The sequence below is a fragment of the Acidimicrobiales bacterium genome (assembly GCA_036270875.1).
Lineage (GTDB): Bacteria > Actinomycetota > Acidimicrobiia > Acidimicrobiales > AC-9 > AC-9.
The window spans coordinates 1-19921 of the sequence record DATBBR010000071.1 but is presented as its reverse complement, the minus strand read 5'-3'; the positions used below and the strand labels follow the sequence as shown (position 1 = coordinate 19921).

General features: G+C 70.8%; 21 protein-coding genes. 16 read left to right on the top strand and 5 right to left on the bottom strand.

Features of this window, described 5'->3' with window-relative positions; genetic code table 11:
- Positions 1 to 840: 840 nt before the first annotated feature.
- Both VH112_08395 and VH112_08390 read left to right on the top strand, forming a co-directional pair.
- A complete protein-coding gene (locus tag VH112_08395; GenBank protein HEX4540252.1) occupies positions 841 to 1680 on the top strand; it encodes an LLM class F420-dependent oxidoreductase in 840 nt (279 codons plus the stop codon).
- Between the two features lie 61 nt (positions 1681 to 1741).
- Positions 1742 to 2380 (top strand): hypothetical protein, encoded by a 639-nt coding sequence (locus VH112_08390; GenBank protein HEX4540251.1) that lies wholly within the window; start codon positions 1742 to 1744, stop codon positions 2378 to 2380.
- Between the two features lie 24 nt (positions 2381 to 2404).
- Here VH112_08390 and VH112_08385 read toward each other — a convergent pair whose 3' ends face one another.
- Positions 2405 to 3247, bottom strand: coding sequence for an LLM class F420-dependent oxidoreductase (locus tag VH112_08385; protein ID HEX4540250.1), 843 nt, complete (start codon positions 3245 to 3247; stop codon positions 2405 to 2407).
- A gap of 80 nt (positions 3248 to 3327) precedes the next feature.
- On the opposite strand from VH112_08385, the gene VH112_08380 reads away from it, so the two are divergent.
- Positions 3328 to 4383, top strand: coding sequence for a DUF2889 domain-containing protein (locus VH112_08380; GenBank protein ID HEX4540249.1), 1056 nt, complete (start codon positions 3328 to 3330; stop codon positions 4381 to 4383).
- A complete protein-coding gene (locus tag VH112_08375; GenBank protein HEX4540248.1) occupies positions 4380 to 4772 on the top strand; it encodes a nuclear transport factor 2 family protein in 393 nt (130 codons plus the stop codon). The genes VH112_08380 and VH112_08375 overlap by 4 nt, the downstream gene beginning before the upstream one ends.
- Positions 4773 to 4862: 90 nt before the next feature.
- On the opposite strand, the gene VH112_08370 is transcribed toward VH112_08375, so the two are convergent.
- The 3 genes from VH112_08370 to VH112_08360 are packed head-to-tail and all read right to left on the bottom strand — an operon-like array spanning position 4863 to position 8927.
- Positions 4863 to 6392, bottom strand: a complete 1530-nt coding sequence (locus VH112_08370) for an AMP-binding protein (protein ID HEX4540247.1) — start codon at positions 6390 to 6392, stop codon at positions 4863 to 4865.
- Positions 6371 to 7918: an AMP-binding protein gene (locus VH112_08365; protein ID HEX4540246.1), complete on the bottom strand. Its 1548-nt coding sequence runs from the start codon at positions 7916 to 7918 to the stop codon at positions 6371 to 6373. The genes VH112_08370 and VH112_08365 overlap by 22 nt, the downstream gene beginning before the upstream one ends.
- A gap of 7 nt (positions 7919 to 7925) precedes the next feature.
- Positions 7926 to 8927 (bottom strand): acyl-CoA dehydrogenase family protein, encoded by a 1002-nt coding sequence (locus VH112_08360; GenBank protein ID HEX4540245.1) that lies wholly within the window; start codon positions 8925 to 8927, stop codon positions 7926 to 7928.
- Positions 8928 to 9012: 85 nt separating this feature from the next.
- Here VH112_08360 and VH112_08355 point away from each other — a divergent pair, with 85 nt between their 5' ends.
- From VH112_08355 to VH112_08310, 10 genes are all read left to right on the top strand, one after another.
- Entirely contained in the window at positions 9013 to 10347 is a 1335-nt protein-coding gene (locus tag VH112_08355) for an FGGY-family carbohydrate kinase (protein HEX4540244.1), read from the top strand.
- Positions 10344 to 10814, top strand: a complete 471-nt coding sequence (locus tag VH112_08350; protein HEX4540243.1) for an SRPBCC family protein — start codon at positions 10344 to 10346, stop codon at positions 10812 to 10814. Before VH112_08355 ends, VH112_08350 begins: the two co-directional genes overlap by 4 nt.
- Positions 10815 to 10837: 23 nt before the next feature.
- Positions 10838 to 11047 (top strand): ferredoxin, encoded by a 210-nt coding sequence (locus VH112_08345; protein ID HEX4540242.1) that lies wholly within the window; start codon positions 10838 to 10840, stop codon positions 11045 to 11047.
- A 37-nt stretch (positions 11048 to 11084) separates the two neighbouring features.
- The gene (locus VH112_08340) at positions 11085 to 13259 is read left to right on the top strand and encodes an acyl-CoA dehydrogenase (GenBank protein HEX4540241.1); all 2175 of its coding nucleotides are present in this window, start codon (positions 11085 to 11087) and stop codon (positions 13257 to 13259) included.
- Between the two features lie 91 nt (positions 13260 to 13350).
- Positions 13351 to 13782, top strand: a complete 432-nt coding sequence (locus tag VH112_08335; protein HEX4540240.1) for a MaoC/PaaZ C-terminal domain-containing protein — start codon at positions 13351 to 13353, stop codon at positions 13780 to 13782.
- 53 nt (positions 13783 to 13835) lie between these two features.
- Positions 13836 to 14183 (top strand): hypothetical protein, encoded by a 348-nt coding sequence (locus VH112_08330; protein HEX4540239.1) that lies wholly within the window; start codon positions 13836 to 13838, stop codon positions 14181 to 14183.
- A gap of 52 nt (positions 14184 to 14235) precedes the next feature.
- Complete coding sequence (locus VH112_08325) at positions 14236 to 14646, top strand: OB-fold domain-containing protein (GenBank protein HEX4540238.1); 411 nt, start codon at positions 14236 to 14238, stop codon at positions 14644 to 14646.
- A complete protein-coding gene (locus VH112_08320) occupies positions 14643 to 15854 on the top strand; it encodes a thiolase family protein (GenBank protein ID HEX4540237.1) in 1212 nt (403 codons plus the stop codon). Before VH112_08325 ends, VH112_08320 begins: the two co-directional genes overlap by 4 nt.
- A 49-nt stretch (positions 15855 to 15903) precedes the next feature.
- Positions 15904 to 17127, top strand: a complete 1224-nt coding sequence (locus tag VH112_08315) for an acyl-CoA dehydrogenase family protein (protein HEX4540236.1) — start codon at positions 15904 to 15906, stop codon at positions 17125 to 17127.
- Between the two features lie 95 nt (positions 17128 to 17222).
- Entirely contained in the window at positions 17223 to 17498 is a 276-nt protein-coding gene (locus VH112_08310; protein HEX4540235.1) for an HU family DNA-binding protein, read from the top strand.
- On the opposite strand, the gene VH112_08305 is transcribed toward VH112_08310, so the two are convergent.
- On the bottom strand, positions 17495 to 18394 hold the full coding sequence (locus VH112_08305) for an LLM class flavin-dependent oxidoreductase (protein ID HEX4540234.1): 900 nt from the start codon (positions 18392 to 18394) through the stop codon (positions 17495 to 17497). The two genes, VH112_08310 and VH112_08305, sit on opposite strands and share 4 nt — an antisense overlap.
- Before the next feature lie 22 nt (positions 18395 to 18416).
- On the opposite strand from VH112_08305, the gene VH112_08300 reads away from it, so the two are divergent.
- Positions 18417 to 19184: a glucose 1-dehydrogenase gene (locus VH112_08300; GenBank protein HEX4540233.1), complete on the top strand. Its 768-nt coding sequence runs from the start codon at positions 18417 to 18419 to the stop codon at positions 19182 to 19184.
- Between the two features lie 119 nt (positions 19185 to 19303).
- Positions 19304 to 19921: enoyl-CoA hydratase/isomerase family protein (locus VH112_08295; GenBank protein ID HEX4540232.1), on the top strand; the 618-nt coding region annotated here is incomplete at its 3' end.

Here is a 19921-nt window from a genome sequence, read left to right as displayed (position 1 = left end):
ATGGCTCTCGAGAGAAAGTGCCCAGCTGGCCGGGCAGAGCTTCACGGAGCATTACTGCCGGTCGTGAGCGCGGTCGGGAGCGGGGTCGTGAGCGGCGGATCAGGCCCACCGAAGACGGCGGTGACGAACCAAGCCAGCGCGAGGCCAGTTTGGACCCGGGGCACCCGTGGCTGCCAAGCAGTGGCCGGCGCCTGCGGTCGGTGTGTATCGACGCACACCGGTCTAACGGGTTGCGCCCGTGAAAGGTAGCGGACTACCCCGCCGGGCTTGGGGGCCGGCCGGGGCAGACGCCGCAAGGAAAAGTACGTCTGCGCTCGCTCGTCACAACGAGTCTCGATGACCATACGGTCACCCTCCTCGAGTCCTGGAGGCTCCAGCGCCGATAGGAGGAGCTACGACTCGGGCGTCCGTGGGACGAGCGGCAGCATGTTCGCCCATGCCGACAGGCAGCCGTGGCGACCGGACACGGTGACAGCGGCCTGGAGAAAGCTCCAGTCGTGGGAGGACATACGCCGTCGCCGCGTCCACGACTGCCGCCACACGGCCGCCAGTCTCGCCCTCAAGGCGGGGGAGAACCCAGTCGCCGTGGCCGAGCAGCTTGGCCACGACACGGCGACCCTTTTGCGGGTTTACGGGCACGTTTACGAGGGCGGAAAGCGCGTGTCGCCACGGCGGTATCGGACGCCATCCACGGGGTGCCGAGCTGACGGCGGAATCGATGGCGGAAGAATCGGTGAACTACCTGGTCAGGTGCGACGAAACAGGCATGACTACCATGTCAGAGAACGTGACACCGCCCAGGAGGCCGGGCCGGAGCGGCAACGCCGCTGGCCACACGACGTGAGGCTCGGAATCGCCCTGGGCCGGCTCAACCCGGCCTTCTTCGAGGAGGTGACGGTCGCGGCCGAGGAGCTGGGCTTCGAGTCCGTGTGGCTGCCGGAGCATCTGGTCTTCCCGGTCGAGATGACGCGGTCTCCACACCCGGGGGAGTCGCACCCGCCGGTACCGGCCACGACGCCCGTCTTCGATGCCTTCGCCCAGCTCGCCTACCTGGCGGGGCGGACCTCGAGGGTGCGTCTCGCCACCCACGTCTACAACCTCGCCCTGCGCCACCCTTTCGTCGCTGCGCGGGCGGTCCAGACCCTCGACATCGTGTCGGCGGGTCGGGCCGAGGTCGGGGTGGGAGCGGGGTGGTTGGAGAGCGAGTGGAAGGCGGCTGGGCTCGACTTCGCCACCAGGGGACGGCGCCTCGACGAGGCCATCGGTGTGTGCCAGCGGCTGTGGACCGACGAGGTGGTGGAGCACCACGGTGAGTTCTTCGACTTCGGTCCGGTCATGTTCGAGCCCAAGCCGGTGCAGCGCCCCTGGCCGGCGCTCCACATCGGGGGAGAGTCGGACGCCGCCCTGCGCCGGGCGGCCCGCGTTGGCGACGGGTGGGTGGGAATGGGCCACTCACCCGAGTCGGTGGCGCGTCGGGTGGCCACGCTGCGTCGGTTCCGGCGCCAGGCTGGCCGGGAATCGTCCCGCTTCGAGGTGACCGTCGGCGGCCCGCTTGCGACCCGCGACGACGTCGAGCAGTGGACCGAAGCGGGGGTCGACAGGCTGATCGTGTCGCCGTGGACGCGCTCACGACAGGCGGTCGAGGGCATGCGCCGCCTGGCGGATGCCGTGCTCTCCTAACTCGAGGCCCGCCCGGTGCTCTACAGTCTGACGACACAAGCCGGCGAAATGGGGGAGGGGCATGCGTGGGTCATTGGATATCGGCGTGCTCGCACGGCGGTCGTCGGTGGCGCGAGCCACCGCGGTCACGGCGGTGGCGCTGAGCCTGGGGCTCACGGCGGTCGCTTGCGGCGGGGGCTCGTCGAGCTCCAGCGGCTCGAGCTCATCGACAACCAAGGCCAGCCTCACCGCCAGCCAGTGGGCCAACCATGTGTGCGGAGCGATCACCTCCTGGGTGGGCCAGCTGCAGAGCAGCAGCAACAGCGCAACGTCGGGGCTGAACGGCAGCGACCTGCAACAGGTCAAGACCCAGTTCGTGAACTTCCTCGGTGGCGCCGTTGCGTCGACCAACACGATGATCTCCGGCGTCCAGGCCGCCGGGGCTCCGTCGGTCCCCAACGGTCGGGCCATCTCCCAGGGCCTTGTGAGCGGGCTCCAGGGGATCCAGTCGGCGTTCGTGCAGGCGCAGACCCAGGCGCAGGCACTCCCCGCTGACAACCCGACGGCCCTGAGCAGCGGGGCCCAGGGGCTCGCTACCGCCCTCGAGAACGCGGGGAACCAGGTGAGGACGAGCCTCAACTCCCTGGACCAGAAGTACCCGTCCTCGGAGCTCGACGCGGCCCTGAAGAACCAGGCCGCCTGCCAGTCGCTCAACAAGTAGCCCGGCGAGCGCGCCGCACGGTCCTCAGCCCACGGCCTCCATGAGCTTTCGGTAGCCGTCGAGGATCGGCAGCACCTGGTCCGGTGGCGCCGGGGGGAGGCCGAGGACGGTGCGGGTGACGCCGAGCGTGGCGTAGTGCTCGAGCGTTGCCTGGTCGGCCCGCGCCCAGACCGGCACGACCTCCACTGACGCGGGGTCGCGTCCCGCCTCCTCTGCCGCCGTCCGCAGGGCGGCCCGGACGTCGCGCGACCCGACGCCGGTGAGGGGCATCCACCCCGTGGCGTACTCGGCGATGTGTCGGAAGAGGGTCGGACCAGGCGCGCCGCCGATCAGGATGGGCGGGTGCGGGCGCTGGATCGGCTTCGGCCACGACCAGCAGGGCTCGAATCGCACGTGCTCGCCGTCGAAGCCAGCGACCTCGTCTCGCCAGAGCCCCTGCATGGCGAGGACCTTCTCGCGCACCAGGGCGCGACGGGTGGACGGCACGACGCCGTGGTCCTCCATCTCGTCGATGTTCCAGCCGTAGCCGATGCCGAAGACGACCCGGCCTCCGGAGATGTGGTCGAGCGATGCGACCTCCTTGGCGAGCACGATCGGGTCGCGCTGGGCGACCAGGCAGACCGCGGTTCCGAGTCGAAGCCGGCTGGTGGCGGCGGCCGCCGCGCCCAGGGCGACGAAAGGATCCAGGCTGTGCGAATACTCCTCGGGCAGGGGACCGCCGGCCGGGTACGGCGTCCGCCTGCCGATCGGGATGTGGGTGTGCTCCGGAAAGAACAGGGACTCGAAGCCCCGGTCCTCCGCCTCTCGGGCCAACCGGTCGGGCGCGATGGCGGTGTCGGTCGGGAAGATCGTCAGACCCAGGTCCATGGGTCGTTCTTACCGGGGGTGCGCCTCGGCCCGCCAGAGGGCCGTCGGTGCGGGCGGGCGTCAAGGTGTACCGTCGCCGCGTGCCGGCTCTGGTCGCCCCCCGATCCCCGGCCACCGTCACGCCGCCGCGCCGGCCGGGGACGGTGAGGCGGACCACGCATATCGAGATGAGCTGGGACGGTCCGCAGCTGCACCTCGCCGGCGCCGCCCGAGACCTCGAGACGACCGACCAGGGGGCGCGGGTGCGAGACGCCGCCACCCTGGATGCCGAGGTCGACCCCCGTCGGCGGCTGGCCCAACTCCAGCTGGTGCCGGACCGACCCGACGCGATGGCGATGGTCGGATCGGTGGTGGGGTCGGGGTTCCGGGCCCAGGTGGCCGCTGTCCTGCCCGGTGAGCGCGGCACTCCGCTCGGCCTGCTGCTCGACGACCTGCCCGGGGCCACGCTGATCTCGGGCTACGTGCGCGTGCGCTCCGAGGCCCACGCCGGTCTGCCCCCCGGCTCGAGCGTGCCCGTTGCCGCCCTCGAGGCCATGACCGACGTGTGCTCGGGCTGGCGCACCGGCGGTCGGGCCATGGCCAGTGTCGCCAGCGGCGACGGCATACCACTCCAGGACTGCCCGCCGGCGCCCGACCTGCTGTGGGGCGGAGGGATCTCGGACCGCCTCGCCTGGCACGACATTGGGCCCCTGGCGCCGCGCACCATGCGCCGACGTCGACGGATCGACGTAGGTTGGCCGGCTCCGGGCCCGAACCCGCCGGCTCCGTCCCCGAACGGGACGGACGACCCCATCGAGGTCGACGCCATGTTCCGCGACTCCTACGGAGAGCCGGACGGGACCGAGGTGGTGCTGCACGAGTACGGGCTGCAGGCCGTGCTCGACCCTTACGGGCTGATCGTGCGGTCGATAGAGGCAACGCCGGCGGTCCTGCCGTTCGGCGAGTGCCCCCTCGCGGCGGGGAACGTCGACGACCTCGTCGGCCGGGCCATCGGCGACTTCCGCTCGGCGGTGCGGGAGCAGCTCACGGGGGTCAGGAGCTGCACCCACCTGAACGACATGCTGCGGGTCCTGGCTGACGTGGCGTACCTGGTCCAAGAGCAAGGCCAGCCCGGGAGGCGGGCCCAACAGCGATGATCGAGGAGGAGGGCATCCGCCGGACGTTGGCCCTCTATTGCCAGCTGTGCGACGACGGGCGCTTCGACGAGTGGGCGCAGCTGTACACCGAGGACGCCGTGTTCAAGGTGATGGGCGGCGTGTACAGGGGTCCGGAGGCCATCAAGGGGTTCATCGCTCAGGCCCAGCCGGATGGCCAGCGAGGCAAGCACGTGGCGGTCAACCCCCTGATCGAGGTGGATGGCGACGCCGCCCGGGCGTGCACCGACTACATCTGGGTCGGGCCCGGCACGGGCCAGTTCCCCGTCACCAGTGCCGGCCGGTACCACGACCGTCTGGTCAAGCGGGACGGGCGCTGGCTGTTCGTCGAGCGTCAGATCGTGTTCATGGGGGAAGAACCGCCCGCTTGACCCGTGGGCGATCTACAGTGCGGCTCGTCGCGGGCGGCGAAGTGGGGAGTGCTTCGACGCAGCCGGCGAGCGCTTGCAGTTGGCGGCGAGTCAGCGACGGCCCGGGTAGCCGCCCCCGCCGAAGCGCTCGTCGAGAGAGTCGTAGTCCACGGCGAAGCCCTGCCGCGGCAGACGGTCGACGAACTCGACCGATCGCGGCTTCTTGTACGAGGCGATGTTGGCCCGGCAGTGCTCGATGACGTCCTCCGCGGTGGCCGACGAACCGCTCCGCAGGACCACGATGGCCTTGAGGCTCTGGCCCCAAGTCCGGTCGGGCACACCGATGACCGCGGCCTCGGCGACGCCGGGATGACGGGCGATGCAGCCCTCGACCTCGGCGGGGTAGATGTTCTCCGCCGCCGACTTGATGAGCCTGGTCTTCGGGCCCACGAAGCTGATCGACCCGTCGCGCTCCCGACGACCGAGGTCGTTGGTGTGATGCCAGCCGCCGGCCTGGCGCTGGGCGTTCACCTCGGGGCGGTCGTGGTAACCAGTCATGACCGTCGGACCCCGGGCGACGATCTCGCCGACCTCACCCGCGGGAACCTCGTTGCCGTCGGGGTCGACGATCCGTACCCGGGAGACTGGTGAGGGTCGGCCCGCCGTGCCCAGGGCGGGTCCGCCCACGGCGTTGAACGTGAGCATGCCCATGACCTCCGTCTGCCCATAGCCCGCGGGACGGCGGGCCCAGGGGCTCGTGTCGACGGTGATCATCCCGTTCCACTCGGGCCGACCGGGGAAGCTGCGAAGGCTCTTGAGGTCGTAACGACCGTCGCGGTTCACCTCGAGGACCTGGTCGATGGTCGGGCCGACGAGGAAGGCGCCGGTGCACCGCTCGGCCTCGATCAGACGACAGAGCTCCTCCGCGTCGACTCGCGGGGTGAACACGTTGGTCCCGGCCAGTTGGAAGGTGGCCATCGTGGTCATGAGGGTCGCCACGTGGAACAGCGGCCCGGAGTTCAGATAGACGTAGTCCCAGTCGATCTCCTGCAGCCGGGCCATCATCAGCGCCTGCACGATGACGGCCGTGTGGCTCAGGAGGGCGCCGTTGGGCCGTCCGCTGAACGCCGCGGTGTACAGCTGCAGCACGGGCGAGGCCGGATCGACCTCGACGACGGGCTCTTTCGCCGACGCCGATGCCACGACGGCCTCGTAGCCGTCCGGCGCGGTCGTGTCGTGCTGGATCCAGATGGCTGCCGAGGGCGCGAGCTGGCGCGCCTCGCCCACCGTCGGGCCGATCTCGGACTCCTGCCAGACGACGACGACCGGCTGCACGTCGCTGATGACGAAGGCGAGCTCCTGAGCCGTCTGCCGCCAGTTGGCGGCGCAGAAGATCGAGCCGGACCGAGCGCTGGCCAGGAGGCATTCGAGGAGGCGGTGGCAGTTCTGACCCAGCCACAGGACGCGGTCGCCTGGTCCGACCCCAGCGGCCTGCAACGCGTTGGAGAGCCGGCTCACGCGAGCGTCCAGCTCGGGATAGGTGTAGCGGTCGCCTTGGCAGACCACCGCGGTCTGCTCCGGGTAGCTGCGGCGGTGCTCCGCCAGCACGTCGGCGAGAGTCAGCGCGTGGAGGGTGTCCATCGGGGCAGCCTCAGCTCGTGCTTGAGGACCTTTCCGGTCGCGTTGCGCGGCAGCTGGTCCAGGAAGGCGACCCGGCGGGGAACCTTGTAGTCGGCGAGACGCTTCGATAGGAACGAGCGCAGCTCCTCGACGTCGAGCACCTGGTCGGGTGCGGTGACCACGAAGGCGGCCAGGTCCTCGCCCAGCACCTCGTGAGGCACCCCCACCACCGCCGCCTCCAGGACCACCGGGTGCTCGAGGAGGGCATTCTCCACATCCGTGGCGTAGATGTTGTTGCCGCCCCGGATGATGACTTCCTTGGTGCGCCCGACGATATAGAGGTACCCATCCTCGTCGAGCCGGCCGAGGTCGCCGGTGTGGAGCCACCCGTCGGTCCACGTGCGGGCGGTGGCGTCGGGGTCCCGGTAGTACTCGCGCTGGCGGCCCGCCAGCCGGATGAGCACCTCACCCACGGCGTCGGCTTCGAGGTCGTCCCCCTCGCTGCTGGTGATGCGGACCTCCATCGGCGGCATCGGCTTTCCCACCGAGCCGGCCCGCTTCCATGCCTCGTCCTTGGGCATGGCGCAGAATGCCGGCCCGGCCTCGGTCATCCCGTAGCCGTTGGAGATGGTGGCGGCGGGCATCCGCTCCTGGAGGCGGCGAAGCACGGCGGCCGAGACCGGTGCGCTTCCGAGCGAGCACAGCCGAAGGCCGGACAGATCGGCCATCTCGAACCGCGGGTGGGTGATGATGAGTTGGGCCATCGCCGGCACGATGAACACGGCCTCGGGTCGCTCGGCCGTGACCACGTCGAGCCAGCGGCCGGCGTCGAACCTGGGCATGAAGAGGGCGGACTTCCCGAGCTTCATGGGGTTGTACACGAAGCTGATGCCGGCGAAGGTGAACAGCGGGGATCCGTGCAGCCACGCTGTTCCGGTCCAATGAGGCTCGCCGTTCGGGAGGAGCGACGCGTTGCGATGGCGGACGACCACTCCCTTGGGCGCACCGGTGGTGCCCGACGTGTACATGATGTCGGCCAGGTCGTCGGGCGCCAGCTCGACTTGGAACTCACTGGCGTCGTCCGCCGCGATCGCTGCCCACGGCACGACGCCCGGCCCGACCGCTTCGGTCCCGGCCGTCCCGTCGGTGCTCAGCACCAGACCGAGCGTGGGGATGCTGCGGCGGGCGGCCTCGAGGGTGGCGAGATGTGACGCGCAGGTGATGGCGGCCGACGCCTCGGCGTGGCCGAGGATGGTGCTCGTCTCCGGCGCCGACAGGCGGGTGTTGGTGGGGACGGCGACGGCACCCGCCTTGTGGATGGCGGCGTACGCCACGACCCAGTTGAGGACCTCCTCGCTGGGGAGGTAGATGGACACCCGGTCGCCCTTGGCCACCCCGGCGCCGGCCAGGCCCCGGGCCAGCTGGTTCGACTCCTCGTTCCAGCGGGCGAAGGACAAGGCGATGCCGGTGTCGAGGTTGCGGTAGCCGACCTCGTCGGGGTGTCGCCTGGCCATGAGGCGCAGCTGGTCCGTCAGCAGCTCGGTCACGGCTCCGTCATCCTGCCGCCCGATGGATGAGCAGCTCGCCCAACCGGTCGTGGTGCCAGCCCGAGGTACCCAGCAGATGCTCCGACGCGTACGCCCGCCTGATGAACAGGTGCAGGTCGTGCTCCCACGTGTAGCCGATGCCTCCGTGGACCTGGATACCGTCCTTGGCCGCCAGCTTGGCCGCCGCCCCGGCGGCCGCCTTGGCCACGTGGGCAGCGCGGTGTCGGTCGGGGTCGCCCGAGTCGATGGCCATTGCCGCGTAGTACACCGCGCTCCACGCCCGCTCGTAGGCGAGCGCCATGTTGGCCAGCTTGTGCTGGATGGCCTGGAAGGCGCCGATGGGCCGGCCGAACTGCTCTCGGCTCTTGGCGTAGGACAAGCTGGCCTCGAGGAGCCACCGGGCCGTGCCGAGCATCTCGGCCGCCAGCGCCACATAGGCCCGCTCCAGCACGTCCTGGATCGTCTCGGGCGAGACGGCAACTCCCGAGCCCGCCCCCGCGGTGTCCACCTCTGTCAGCCGCCGGGTCGTGTCCACGGTGGCGACGTGACGGGCAGGGAGCCGCCCCGTCACCACGACGGTCGGCCCGGCCCCGACGACGGCGATGTGGTCCACGCGGTCGGCCTCGGGAACGAAGGTCTTGGTCGGGTCGTCGTTGGGCGCCCAGGTGCCGTCGGCGCCTGCCATGGCGACGGTGCCGGTCACGTCACCTTCGAGCACGAGGGGAAGGAGATCGTGGTCCAGAGCGACGAGCAGGGGCGCGAAGAGCGCCGCCGTGGGGAAGAAGGGACCGGGCGCCAACGCCGCCCCGGTCTCCTCCAGGACCAGGCACAGGTCCACGAGCGGACCACCAGCGATCCCCATCCAGCCTCGGAGATGACTCCAGAGGCGGTCCGCCGCCTGCGGGTCGCTCATGTGGGCGCGCACCAGGCTCGTCGGGCACTCGCCGGCCATGAGTTGGCGGGCGGAGCTGCGCAGCAGCTCCTGATCCTCGGTGATCGTGAAGTCCATCGGTGGTGAGTGGCCAGGGCCGCGGCTAACCTGACGTCTCCGTCACTCTAGGTCAGGAGCTCGCGGGAATGCGGTCTGGGAATCCATGGCCGAGGTGACGGTCGGTATCGACATCGGGACCACGTCGGTCAAGGCGGTTGCCGCCGACGCCGCGGGCAACGTGGTGGCCCGCGCCCGCGTGCCGCATCCGGTGCTGGTCCCGACCGGCGACGCGATGGAGCACGACGCCAACCGGGCCTGGCGACGCGGCCCCCGACGAGCACTGGCTGCGCTCGGCGACGTGCGAGCGCGCGGCGTGTGCGTGGCCGCGATGGTCCCGTCGCTCACCGCCGTGGACCGGAGGGGCATTCCCCGCACGCCGGGGTTGCTGTACGGCGACTGGCGAGGGCGCTCCGGCGCCGACCGCAGCGCGTCGCCGATCAGCGGTGAGCTCGAGGCCTTCGTGGGCTGGTCGGCCAAGCAGTTTCCCGACGCCCGCGGCTACTGGCCCGCTCAGGCCGTGACGAACCAGGTCCTGTCGGGGGAGGCCGTGCTCGACACCGGGGCCGCCATCTCCGGCTTTCCGTTGTTCGACGGTAACCACTGGAACGCCGATCGGGCCGCGGCCATGGGAGTCGACGTCGCCCAGTTGCCACGCGTGGAGCCCACGGGCGAGGCGGTGGGGCGGGTGGGTGACGCCGTGCTCGCCTCGGGATCGGTGGACGCCCTGGCCGAGCAGATCGTGGCCGGAGCCGAAGAGGTCGGCGACGTGCTCGTCATCTGCGGGACGACGCTCATCACCTGGATCGTCCTGCAGGAGTGGCGCCAGCCTCCGGGGCTGTGGACCATTCCTCACACCACGCCGGGAAAGCTGGTGATGGGGGGACCGAGCGGCTCGGGCGGCCTGTTCCTCAACTGGGCTTCTCGCCTGGTGGTTCGGTCCGACGCCCCCGCTGACCCACATCGGGTGCCGGTGTGGACCCCCTACCCGCACGGCGAGCGCACGCCGCTCCACGATCCCGATCGCCGGGCGGGGCTGCACGAGCTCGACCTCACCCACGACGCCGCCGCCGTCCGCCGGGCCGCGCTCGAGGCTGCCGGTTTCGTCGTCCGCCACCACATCGACCTCGGCGGCGTGCCCGTGCGGAGGATCGTGGCCACCGGTGGCGGTACTCGGGACCAGGCCTGGATCCAGGCCCTGGCCGACTGCACGTCGCTGCCCGTTGACGTGGTCGCGGTCCCCGAGGGCGGAGCCCTGGGAGCCGCGTTCCTCGCTCGACAGGCGGCGGGCCTGGAGACATCCACCGCCGACGCGGCCCGCTGGGCCCGGATCTCGCACCGGGTGGAACCGGATCCACGCTGGGTCGGGCCGGCGGGGGAGCGGTACGAGGTCTTCCGCCAACGAAGTGGTGCTCCGCCGACCGAAGGAGGTCCGGAATGATCCGAGGCGAGGCAGAGGCGATCATCAAGGGAGTCGACCCGCAGCAGGTCTTCGACTTCGTGCTGGACCCCGCCCAGTACACCAAGGCCGACACCAAGATCGTCTGGGTCACGAAGCTGGGGGACACCCCGGACGGCATGATCGCCCGGGAGGATGGCAAGTTCCTGGGGCGCTTTCCCGGCTCGGTGGTCACCCGCTACCGCCTGGAGCCCCCCGGTAGGATCGACGTCACCCTCGAGCACGGGATCCCCCGCGCCCTGCATGCCTGGTTCGACATCGAGCCTGTCGAGGGAGGCACCCGGATGCACCACGTGGAGACGATGGACATGGGCCCGCTGCTGGGCAGGCTGTACGACGCCGTGGCCGCCGGCTGGTTCGCGCGGTCCGTGCAACAGGAGGTAGCTGAGATCGCCCGCCTGCTCGAAGCGGGTGAACGCGGTCGGGGCGCGCAGGCCCATGCCAGCTGACGCGTGTGTCATCCTTTCGGGTGATGGGCCTGAAGATCTCGATCAACCGCGAGACTTGCATGGGCTCGGGCAACTGCTCGTACTGGGCGGGGGCGGTGTTCGACCTCGACGACGAGGGACTGGCCATCGTGGTGGACCCCGAGGGCGACACCGAGGAGCGAGTCGTCTTGGCGGCGCAGGGCTGTCCGACCCAGTCCATCAGCGTCACCAGGGACGACGAGCGAATCGCGTGACGGGCGAAGGCGTGGTGGGGTACCTGTGCCGCTAGGAGTGAGCGAGGAGCACGTCTCGCTCCACCGGGCGGTCCGTCGCTGGACCGACGCCTACTGCCCCCCCTCGGTGTCCCGCGCCCTGCTCGATACCGAGGGCGAGGCGCTGCCACCCTTCTGGCCGTCCCTGATCGAGCAGGGCTGGCTCGGCCTCCACGTCGCCGAGGCCGACGGTGGTCAGGGGTTCGGTCTGCCCGAGCTGGCCGTCGTCCTCGAGGAGCTCGGCCGGGCCGTCGCGCCCGGGCCCTTCCTGCCCACCGTCCTGGCGAGCGCCGTGATAGCCGCAGGCGGGGGGGAAGCTGGACGTCGCGCCATGCTCCCCGGGCTGTGCGACGGGTCGACGAGGGGGGCGGTGGCGCTGGGCCCGTCCTCGATCGTCGCCGAGCCTGACGCCGCCGGCGCGGGCGCCGTGCGCCTGTCGGGGCGGGCTCGGCCCGTGCTGGGCGCGGCCCAGGCCGGTCTGTTCGTCCTTCCCGCCACCGGGCCCGACGGCGAGGGTTGGTACGCCCTCGACGCCAGCGACCTGACGGTCGAGCCTCTGCCCAGCCTGGACCCCACCCGGCGGGTCGGCGAGGTCGTCGTGGAGGGGGTCACGCTCGGTGCCGAGCGCCAGCTGTCCGGTATGGACAGCAGGCTGGTGGCGGACCTGGCCGCCATCGTGATGGCGGCCGAATGCGCCGGCGGGGCGGACTGGTGCGTCGACACCGCCGCCTCCCACGCCAAGGTCCGCGAGCAGTTCGGTCGCCCGATCGGGCAGTTCCAGGCGGTCAAGCACCGCTGCGCCGACATGCTCGTCGCCGCCGGCCAGGCCGCGGCCGTGGCCTGGGACGCGGCGCGAGGCGCCGACGACCGCGAGGAGGCATCCCTCGCCGCCGCCGTCGCGGGCGTGCTGGCGCCGGAGGCGTTCTTCACCTGCGCCAAGGATTGCGTGCAGGTCCTGGGCGGGATCGGCTTCACCTGGGAGCACGACGTTCACCTCTACCTCAAGCGCGCCGCGTCCATCCGTGCCCTGCTCGGTGGGCCGCAACCGTGGCGGGCGCGCGTCGCAGGCCTCGCCCTGACCGGTGCCCGGCGCAGCCTCGACATCGCCCTGCCCGAAGAGGCCGAGCCCATCCGTATCGAGGTACGGGCGCTGGCCGAGGACCTTGCTGGCGCGGAGCCACAGGACGCGCGGCGCCGGCTGGCCGAGGAGGGGTACATGGCGCCCCACTGGCCCCGCCCGTGGGGGAGGGGCGCCGGTGCGGTGGAGCAGCTCGTCGTGGACGAGGAGCTGCAGCGGGCCCGCGTCCGCCGCCCGCAGCTGGCCGTGGGCGCGTGGGCGCTGCCGACGATCATCGCCCACGGCACCCCCGAGCAGCAGCAGCGCTGGGTCGGCCCCACCCTCCGAGGCGAGATGACCTGGTGCCAGATGTTCAGCGAGCCGGGCGCCGGCTCCGACCTGGCCTCACTCACCACCAAGGCCACCCGCGTCGACGGGGGCTGGCTGCTGACGGGGCAGAAGGTCTGGACCTCGATCGCCCAGCGGGCGGACTGGGCCATCTGCTTGGCCCGGACGGACCCTGACGCACCGAGGCACGACGGGATCACCTACTTCCTTGTCGACATGCGCTCGGACGGCGTCGACGTCCGGCCGCTGCGGGAGCTGACGGGGCAGGCCATGTTCAACGAGGTGTTTCTCTCCGACGTGTTCGTCCCCGACGAATGCGTGGTCGGACAGGTGAACGGGGGCTGGCGGCTGGCCCGGACAACGCTGGCCAACGAGCGGGTGTCCATGGGCAGCGGCTCGTCGTTCGGCCTCGGGGTGGAGTCCCTCATCCAGCTCATGGCGTCCCGAGCCGCCGACGACGCGGTGGCGATGGACCATCTCGGGCTGCTCCTGGCCGAGGCGGAGTGCCTGGCCGTCCTCGGCTTCCGGTTGACCCTGCGGGCGCTGTCCGGCGCCGAACCCGGTCCGGAGTCGAGCGTGCGCAAGCTCGTCGGCGTCGAACACGACCAGCGCGTCCAGGAGACGGGGATGACGCTGCTCGGCCCGGAGGGGGCGACCGTCGAGGGCGGCGCGGCCCCGTGGACGGGTGGATTTCTGGCCAACCGCTGCCTCACCATCGCCGGTGGAACGAGCGAGATCCAGCGCAACGTCATCGCCGAGCGCCTGCTCGGCCTGCCCAGGGACCCCTGAGGGGGCTCGGCTCTTGGCCCGCGGTCGGCCCGGGCGTCGTCCCACCTCCTGTTGTTGACAGTGGTGTCAGGCTTGGCTAGCAAGGTGGCTCATGGGAGAGCAGAAGCTGTTCTTCGAGGACGTGAGCGAGGGTGATGCGGGTCCCGAGGTCCGCCACGAGCTGACCCGCACGGACCTCGTGATGTACGCCGGGGCGTCCGGGGACTTCAACCCGATGCACCACGACGAGGTCAAGGCCAAGGCCGCGGGGCTGCCCAGCGTGTTCGGCCACGGGATGTTCTCGGCCGGCCTCCTCGGGAAGGCCATCACCGACTACGTGGGCATCGGCAACCTGCGCCGGTACAAGGTTCGCTTCGTCAAGCAGACCTGGCCCGGCGAGGAGTTCGTCACGAGGGTCGTGGTGAAGGCCAAGCGCAAGGACGACGGCGACAACCTCGTCGACCTCGAGTGCGCGCTGACGAACGCCGACGGCGAGGTCAAGGTGGAGGGTGAGGCTACGGCGGCGCTGCCTTCGCGCAGCTGAGGGTCAGGGGTGCCGCGTCTCCGCCCGCTGCGTGCGGGTGCATGATTGGGTCCGTGTCTGACAAGGAGCCGGACTGGAACTTCCCGTTCGAGGGCCCCCTCCACGAGGTCTTCCCGGCCCTCCACGAGGCCCAGAACGCCTGGTTGGCCCAGATCGACTCGTTGCAAGCCCCCGATCGCAAGACCCACGAGCTGATCCGGATGGTCTGCACCGTCATCCTGCGCAATCCCGAGGGTGTGCAGCGCCACGCCATGCTGGCCAAGGAGGTCGGAGCGAGCTGGGAAGAGCTCGTCGGGTCGATCATGCTGACCCTCCCCGGCTTCGGCCTGCTTCCAGCGGTGGCGGCGCTTCCCTACGCCCGGCGGGGCTTCGACTCCGCTCCCGAGAGCGAGACCGACTGAGGGGCGCCCTCGGTCGGAGACGGGCCCCGACGGGGAAGGAAGCGACGACGACATGGCGGACAGGCCGTACCGGGTGCTGCCCAGGGTGACCAGCGAGAACGAGCACTTCTGGCGGGGAGGAGAGGCGGGCGAACTGCGTTTCCTCCAGTGCTCGAGCTGCGGCTACCTGGTCCACCCGCCGGCACCGGTGTGCCCGATCGACCTCAGCCGGGAGCTGGCGCCCCACACCGTCAGCGGCCGGGCGACGGTGGCGGCGTTCACAGTGAACCACCAACCCTGGTACCCGGGGTTGGACCCCCCCTACGTCGTGGCCATCGTCGAGATCGAGGAGCAGGAGGACCTTCGCCTCATGACGAACGTCGTCAACTGCGGCGTGGAGACGGTGCGGGTCGGTATGGCGGTGCGGGTGCTGTTCGAGCAGCATGAGGACGTCTGGATCCCGCTCTTCGAGCCGGCGGCGTGACCGACGGCGCGTCCATCGGCGAGCGGGGCGCCGTCCTCACGGGGATCGGCCAGTCCGACGTCGGCCGGCGTCTCAACCGATCGCCCCTGGGGCTGACTGTCGACGCCTGCCTGGACGCCATCGCCGACGCCGGCCTCACCCGCGAGGACATCGACGGCATCGCCACCTACCCCGGGAACATGGACACTCCGCCGGGCTTCTCCGGGGCCGGCGTGGTCGAGGTCCAGGACGCGCTCCGGCTGGAGCTCGACTGGTACACCGGCGGTCTGGAGCTGCCCGGTCAGCTGGGGTCGGTCATCGACGCCTGCGTGGCGGTGGCGGCGGGGCTGGCGACGCACGTCCTGTGCTTCCGGAGCGTGTGGGAGGCGACGGCCCAGGGGACGAAGGGCCGGGCCAGCGTGACGTCGGGCGGAGGCGGCAGCGGGTCGTTCCGGGCCGGTGGGTTCATGCAGTGGACCCTGCCGTTCGGTGCAGCGTCGGCCGCCAACTGGATCGCCTGCTACGCCCAACGCCACTTCCACGAGTTCGGGACCACCCGGGAGCAGCTGGCTCACATCGCCCTCAACGCCAGGAAGAACGCCGCCCTCAACCCGAAGGCCATCTACCGCGACCCGATGTCGCTCGACGACTACTTCGCCGCCCGCATGATCTCGTCGCCCCTCTGCCTGTTCGACTGTGACGTGCCCGCGGACGGGGCCACGGCTGTAATCGTGTCGCGCGCCGATGCCGCCTCGGGGCTGCGGCGGACGCCCATCCAGGTCGACGCGGTGGGCACGGCGATCCGGGGCCGCCCGTCGTGGGACCAATGGGACGATCTCACGACGATGGCGCTGCGCGATGCCGGTGCGATGTTGTGGGAGCGCACCGATCTCCGCCCCGCGGACGTGGACGTCGCCGAGCTCTACGACGGGTTCAGCTTCATCACCCTCGCCTGGCTGGAGGCGCTGGGCTTCTGCGGGAAGGGCGAGGGCGGCCCGTTCGTCGACGGTGGCCAGCGCATCGCACTCGACGGAGAGATCCCCCTCAACACCAACGGCGGCCAGCTCTCGGCCGGGCGCCTCCACGGCTACGGGTTCCTGCACGAGGCCTGCCTTCAGCTGTGGGGCGAGGGCCGGGATCGCCAGGTGGCGGGGCCGCCCGAGGTGGCGGTGGCAGCCGCCGGGGGCGGCCCCCTCGCCGGCTGCCTGCTCCTTACTCACCGCCGTTGACCATCGTTGTAGATGACGCCGGTGTCAGGTCACACGGTAAGTTGACCTTGTGCGACTCCGCTATCGGGACGAGGACGAGGAGTTTCGTCGCCAGCTGAGGGAGTGGCTCGATGCCAACGCCCCGCCTGAGCAGCAGTTCAGGGAGGCCAAGCTGTCGAGTGCCCACCTTCCCGACTGGGCCCGGGCGTGGCAGCGCCGGCTCTTCGACGCCGGCTGGCTGGTGCCGGGGTGGCCGCCCGAGCTGGGAGGACGCAACGCCACCGCCGTGCAGCAGATGATCTACTTCGAGGAGATGGCGGCGGGCGAGATCCCGCGGTCGTTGAACCCGCAGGGCCTGTCGATCGTGACACCGTCGATCATCGACCACGGCACGGAGGGCCAACGCCAGCGCTGGGCGCTGCCGTCTCTGCGAGGCGAGATCACCTGGTGTCTGGGCATGAGCGAGCCGGGAGCGGGGAGCGACCTGGCGTCACTCTCGACCCGAGCCGTCCTCGACGGTGATCGGTTCGTGGTGAACGGCCAGAAGGTGTGGACGTCGGGAGCGCATCACGCCGACTGGTGCCTGTGCTTCGTCCGCACCGACCCGACGGCGCCGAAGCACCGTGGCATCAGTGCGCTGATCATCGACATGAGATCGCCCGGGATCACCTGTCGACCGCTGCCTGAGCTGACCGAGGCTCACCACGCCGACTTCAACGAGGTCTTCTTCACCGACGTGAGCGTCCCGGCCGCCAACCTGCTGGGCGAGCTCAACGGCGGCTGGAGGATCACCCAGGGGTCCCTGTCGCACGAGCGGGGGATGCTGTGGATCGGCAACGCCCACAGCGTCCAGCGGGGCGTGGAGGAGCTCATCGAGCTGGGGCGGGCCGGAGGAGACGGCCGGCCCGGGAGGCCGGCCCAGGCAGACGGCCGGCCCCGGCCGGCGGACGACGACGTCTTTCGCGACAAGGTGGCGTCGCTGGTGATCGACGCCCACGCCATCACGCTGCTGGGCTACCGAGGGTTCGGCAAGTTCTCGCGCGGACAGACGTCGCCTGAGCACCTGATGCTCAAGCTCTACAGCAGTGAGGTGGAGCGAAGGCTGTACCTCACCGGGCTCGAGGCGCTGGGTCCTGAGGCCATCGACACCACGATCATGGGCCCAGGTGGCTGGCGGGAGGGGTCCTGGGCGGCCCAGTATCTCCGCTCCTTCTCGGGCACCATCGCGGGGGGGACGAGCGAGATCCAGCGGAACATCCTCGCCGAGCGGGTGCTCGGCCTGCCCCGGGGCTGAGAGCCAAGTTGGGGCGAAATCACACACTCGGGCCTCCCGACCCCGTACGGTCGTAGGACGCCCTGGCGGTGGCAGCCAGGTGACGAGGAGGTGTCATGAACAAGGCTGAGTTGGTCGACAAGGTGGCGGCCGAAGCAGGTGTGGAGAAACGAGAGGCGGAAGCGGTCCTCTCGGCCGCGTTTCGGGCGGTCGTGGACGGCGTCAAGGCTGGCGACAAGGTGGCCTGGCCCGGGTTCGGGACTTTCTCGGTGTCCCAGCGGGCGGCGCGGATGGGCCGTAATCCCCAGACGGGGGCGGCGATCTCGATTCCGGCCAGCCGGGCGCTGCGCTTCAGCCAGGCGTCCGCGGTCAAGGAGACGCTGAGCAACTAGCGGCGAGCTGGCGACGGAGCGTCCCTGATGGCGGGGGCGACGTCGCTGGCAAACCGCGCCAACGTCTCCGGCGCCCCGAAATCCGAGAACTGCAGGATGCACAGCTCCACCCCGGCGGCCGCCTCGGCGGCCAGGGCCGTGGCGACCTCTTCTGCCGTCCCGGCGAGCAGCCCGCCCCACGACCCGAAGCGTCGTCGGGCGGTGGCGACCACCTCGTCGCGCGCCTGGCGGCTGGGAGCCAGCGCCACGGGGTGCTGGGTCGACACCCGGGCCCGCCCGATCTGGTGGCGGAGGTCGTCGAGCCGGTCGACTGCGTACGACGGGCAGTTCCACCAGTCGGCGTGGCGGGCCACCAGGGGCAGGGTGAGGCGGGGACCTGCACCGCCGACATGGAGGGGAACCTGCCCCTGGGCCGGGACCGGACGGCCAATGGCGTCCGCCAAGCGGTAGTACTGGCCCTCGTAGTCGAACCGGCGGCCGCTGAACATGAGCCTCAGGATGTCGAGGGTCTCCGACAGCCGGCCGGCGCGCACCGCGGGTCCGTCGTTGGTGACGCCGTAGGCCCGCAGCTCCTGCTCGACCGATCCCCAGCCGATGCCGAGCTCCAGGCGTCCGTCGCTGAGCACGTCGAGCGTCGCCGCCATCTTGGCCAGCAGCGCGGGATGCCGAAAGGCGTCGCACAGCACCAGGTGCCCGATGCGGATCCGGGACGTGCGCGCCGCCAGGACGGAGGCGACCGTCCACGCCTCCAGGGTGTCGGCCTCCGGCATGGCCGGGGCGGCGAGATGATCCATCAGCCACACCGAACGGAAGCCGAGCGCCTCGGCGGCGGTCGCCCGTTCCTCGATCGCCCCGAACGACATGCGCAGCTGGGGCAGATACAGTGCGTACTGCACGGCGGGACTCTATCCTCCGAGAATGACCGGGCACGGCGTCGCCGGACGGGTGGTCATCATCACCGGTTCGGGTCAGGGCATCGGCCGGGGGATGGCCCACCACCTGGGCAAGCACGGCGCCAGCATCGTCGTGGCCGAGTGGAAGGCCCACCGATCCGCGCGGACGGTGTCCGAGCTCGAGGCGCTCGGCGTTCCCGTGCTCGGTGCGGTCTGCGACGTCAATCGGCGCGACCAGATCAATGACATGGTCGACCGAACCATTGACCGCTTCGGCAGGGTCGATGCCCTGATCAACAACGCTCAGACGTTCCGGCCGACAGCACCCGTCGCTGACGTCATCGAGGACGACATCGACGTGTTGTACAGCTCGGGACCCAAGGCGACGCTGGGGGCAATGCAGGCCGTCTATCCCCATATGAAGGCGGCCCACTGGGGCCGGATCGTCAACTTCGCATCGGCGGCGGGCATCACGGGCATGCCGGGCTATGCCGCCTACAACGCGTCGAAGGAAGCAATCCGTGCCTTGACGCGCACTGCCGCCCGGGAGTGGGGCCGGGACGGGATCGTCATCAACTGCATCTGCCCGGGGGCCGCCTCCAAGCGGGGCCAGGACGCCGCCGCCCGGGACGCCGACGCCCACGAACGGTTCATGCGGGACCACCCGATGGGACGTCTCGGCGACCCCGAGGACGACATCGCCCCAGTGGCGCTGTTCCTCTGCTCGGACGCGAGCCGGTACCTGACAGGCCAGACCCTGATGGTCGACGGCGGCGGGTTCCTCTTCGCCTGACCCGGCGCCGGAGGCCGGCCCCATGAGATGGACGTACTCGCATAGCGCCCAAGAAGTAGCTCTCGCGATCCCTGACTACCATGTCAGGGTCCGCTGAGCCCCTGGAGGTCTCCGGCCGCATGCCGATCCACTATGAGGAGCGCGACGGCCACGTGGTGGTGATCACCATCGACCGGCCGGAGACGCGCAACGCGCTGGACATGTACCACTTCCGGGACCTGACCCGGGCGTGGCGGCGCTTCAAGGACGAACCCGAGGCCTGGGTGGCGATCATCACGGGGGTCGACGACGCCTACTGTGTCGGCGCCGACCTCAAGACCTACATACCCCAGGTCACGGCGCTGGCGGAGAAGATCGGCTCGGGGGAGGTGACCGAGGTCGACGGCTGTCGGCTGACGGACGGGACCTACGCGGTGCTGCGCAACGTCGAGCTGTACAAGCCGATCGTGGCCGCGGTCAATGGGCCGTGCGTGGCAGGTGGGATGGAGATGCTGGGGGGCGTCGACATCCGCGTCGCCAGCCCCAACGCCACCTTTGGGGTGATGGAGCCCAAGCGCGGTCTCTTCGCCGGGGGTGGCACCACGGTCCGCCTCCCCCGGCAGCTGGCGTTCCCGGCGGCGATGGAGTTCCTCCTCACCGCCGAGGCCTTTCCCGCCCAGCGGGCCCTCGAGCTGGGGCTCATCAACGAGATCGTTCCCCGCGAGCAGCTCCTCGACAGGGCGCTCGAGTGGGCCGGG

Bases quoted from the DNA above. Each gene is read 5' to 3' on its own strand.
- VH112_08390 (HEX4540251.1), top strand. From the start codon at position 1,742: ATGCGTGGGTCATTGGATATCGGCGTGCTCGCACGGCGGTCGTCGGTG.
- VH112_08385 (HEX4540250.1), bottom strand. From the start codon at position 3,247: ATGGACCTGGGTCTGACGATCTTCCCGACCGACACCGCCATCGCGCCC.
- VH112_08375 (HEX4540248.1), top strand. From the start codon at position 4,380: ATGATCGAGGAGGAGGGCATCCGCCGGACGTTGGCCCTCTATTGCCAG.
- VH112_08370 (HEX4540247.1), bottom strand. From the start codon at position 6,392: ATGGACACCCTCCACGCGCTGACTCTCGCCGACGTGCTGGCGGAGCAC.
- VH112_08360 (HEX4540245.1), bottom strand. From the start codon at position 8,927: ATGGACTTCACGATCACCGAGGATCAGGAGCTGCTGCGCAGCTCCGCC.
- VH112_08355 (HEX4540244.1), top strand. From the start codon at position 9,013: ATGGCCGAGGTGACGGTCGGTATCGACATCGGGACCACGTCGGTCAAG.
- VH112_08350 (HEX4540243.1), top strand. From the start codon at position 10,344: ATGATCCGAGGCGAGGCAGAGGCGATCATCAAGGGAGTCGACCCGCAG.
- VH112_08345 (HEX4540242.1), top strand. From the start codon at position 10,838: ATGGGCCTGAAGATCTCGATCAACCGCGAGACTTGCATGGGCTCGGGC.
- VH112_08335 (HEX4540240.1), top strand. From the start codon at position 13,351: ATGGGAGAGCAGAAGCTGTTCTTCGAGGACGTGAGCGAGGGTGATGCG.
- VH112_08325 (HEX4540238.1), top strand. From the start codon at position 14,236: ATGGCGGACAGGCCGTACCGGGTGCTGCCCAGGGTGACCAGCGAGAAC.
- VH112_08310 (HEX4540235.1), top strand. From the start codon at position 17,223: ATGAACAAGGCTGAGTTGGTCGACAAGGTGGCGGCCGAAGCAGGTGTG.
- VH112_08300 (HEX4540233.1), top strand. From the start codon at position 18,417: ATGACCGGGCACGGCGTCGCCGGACGGGTGGTCATCATCACCGGTTCG.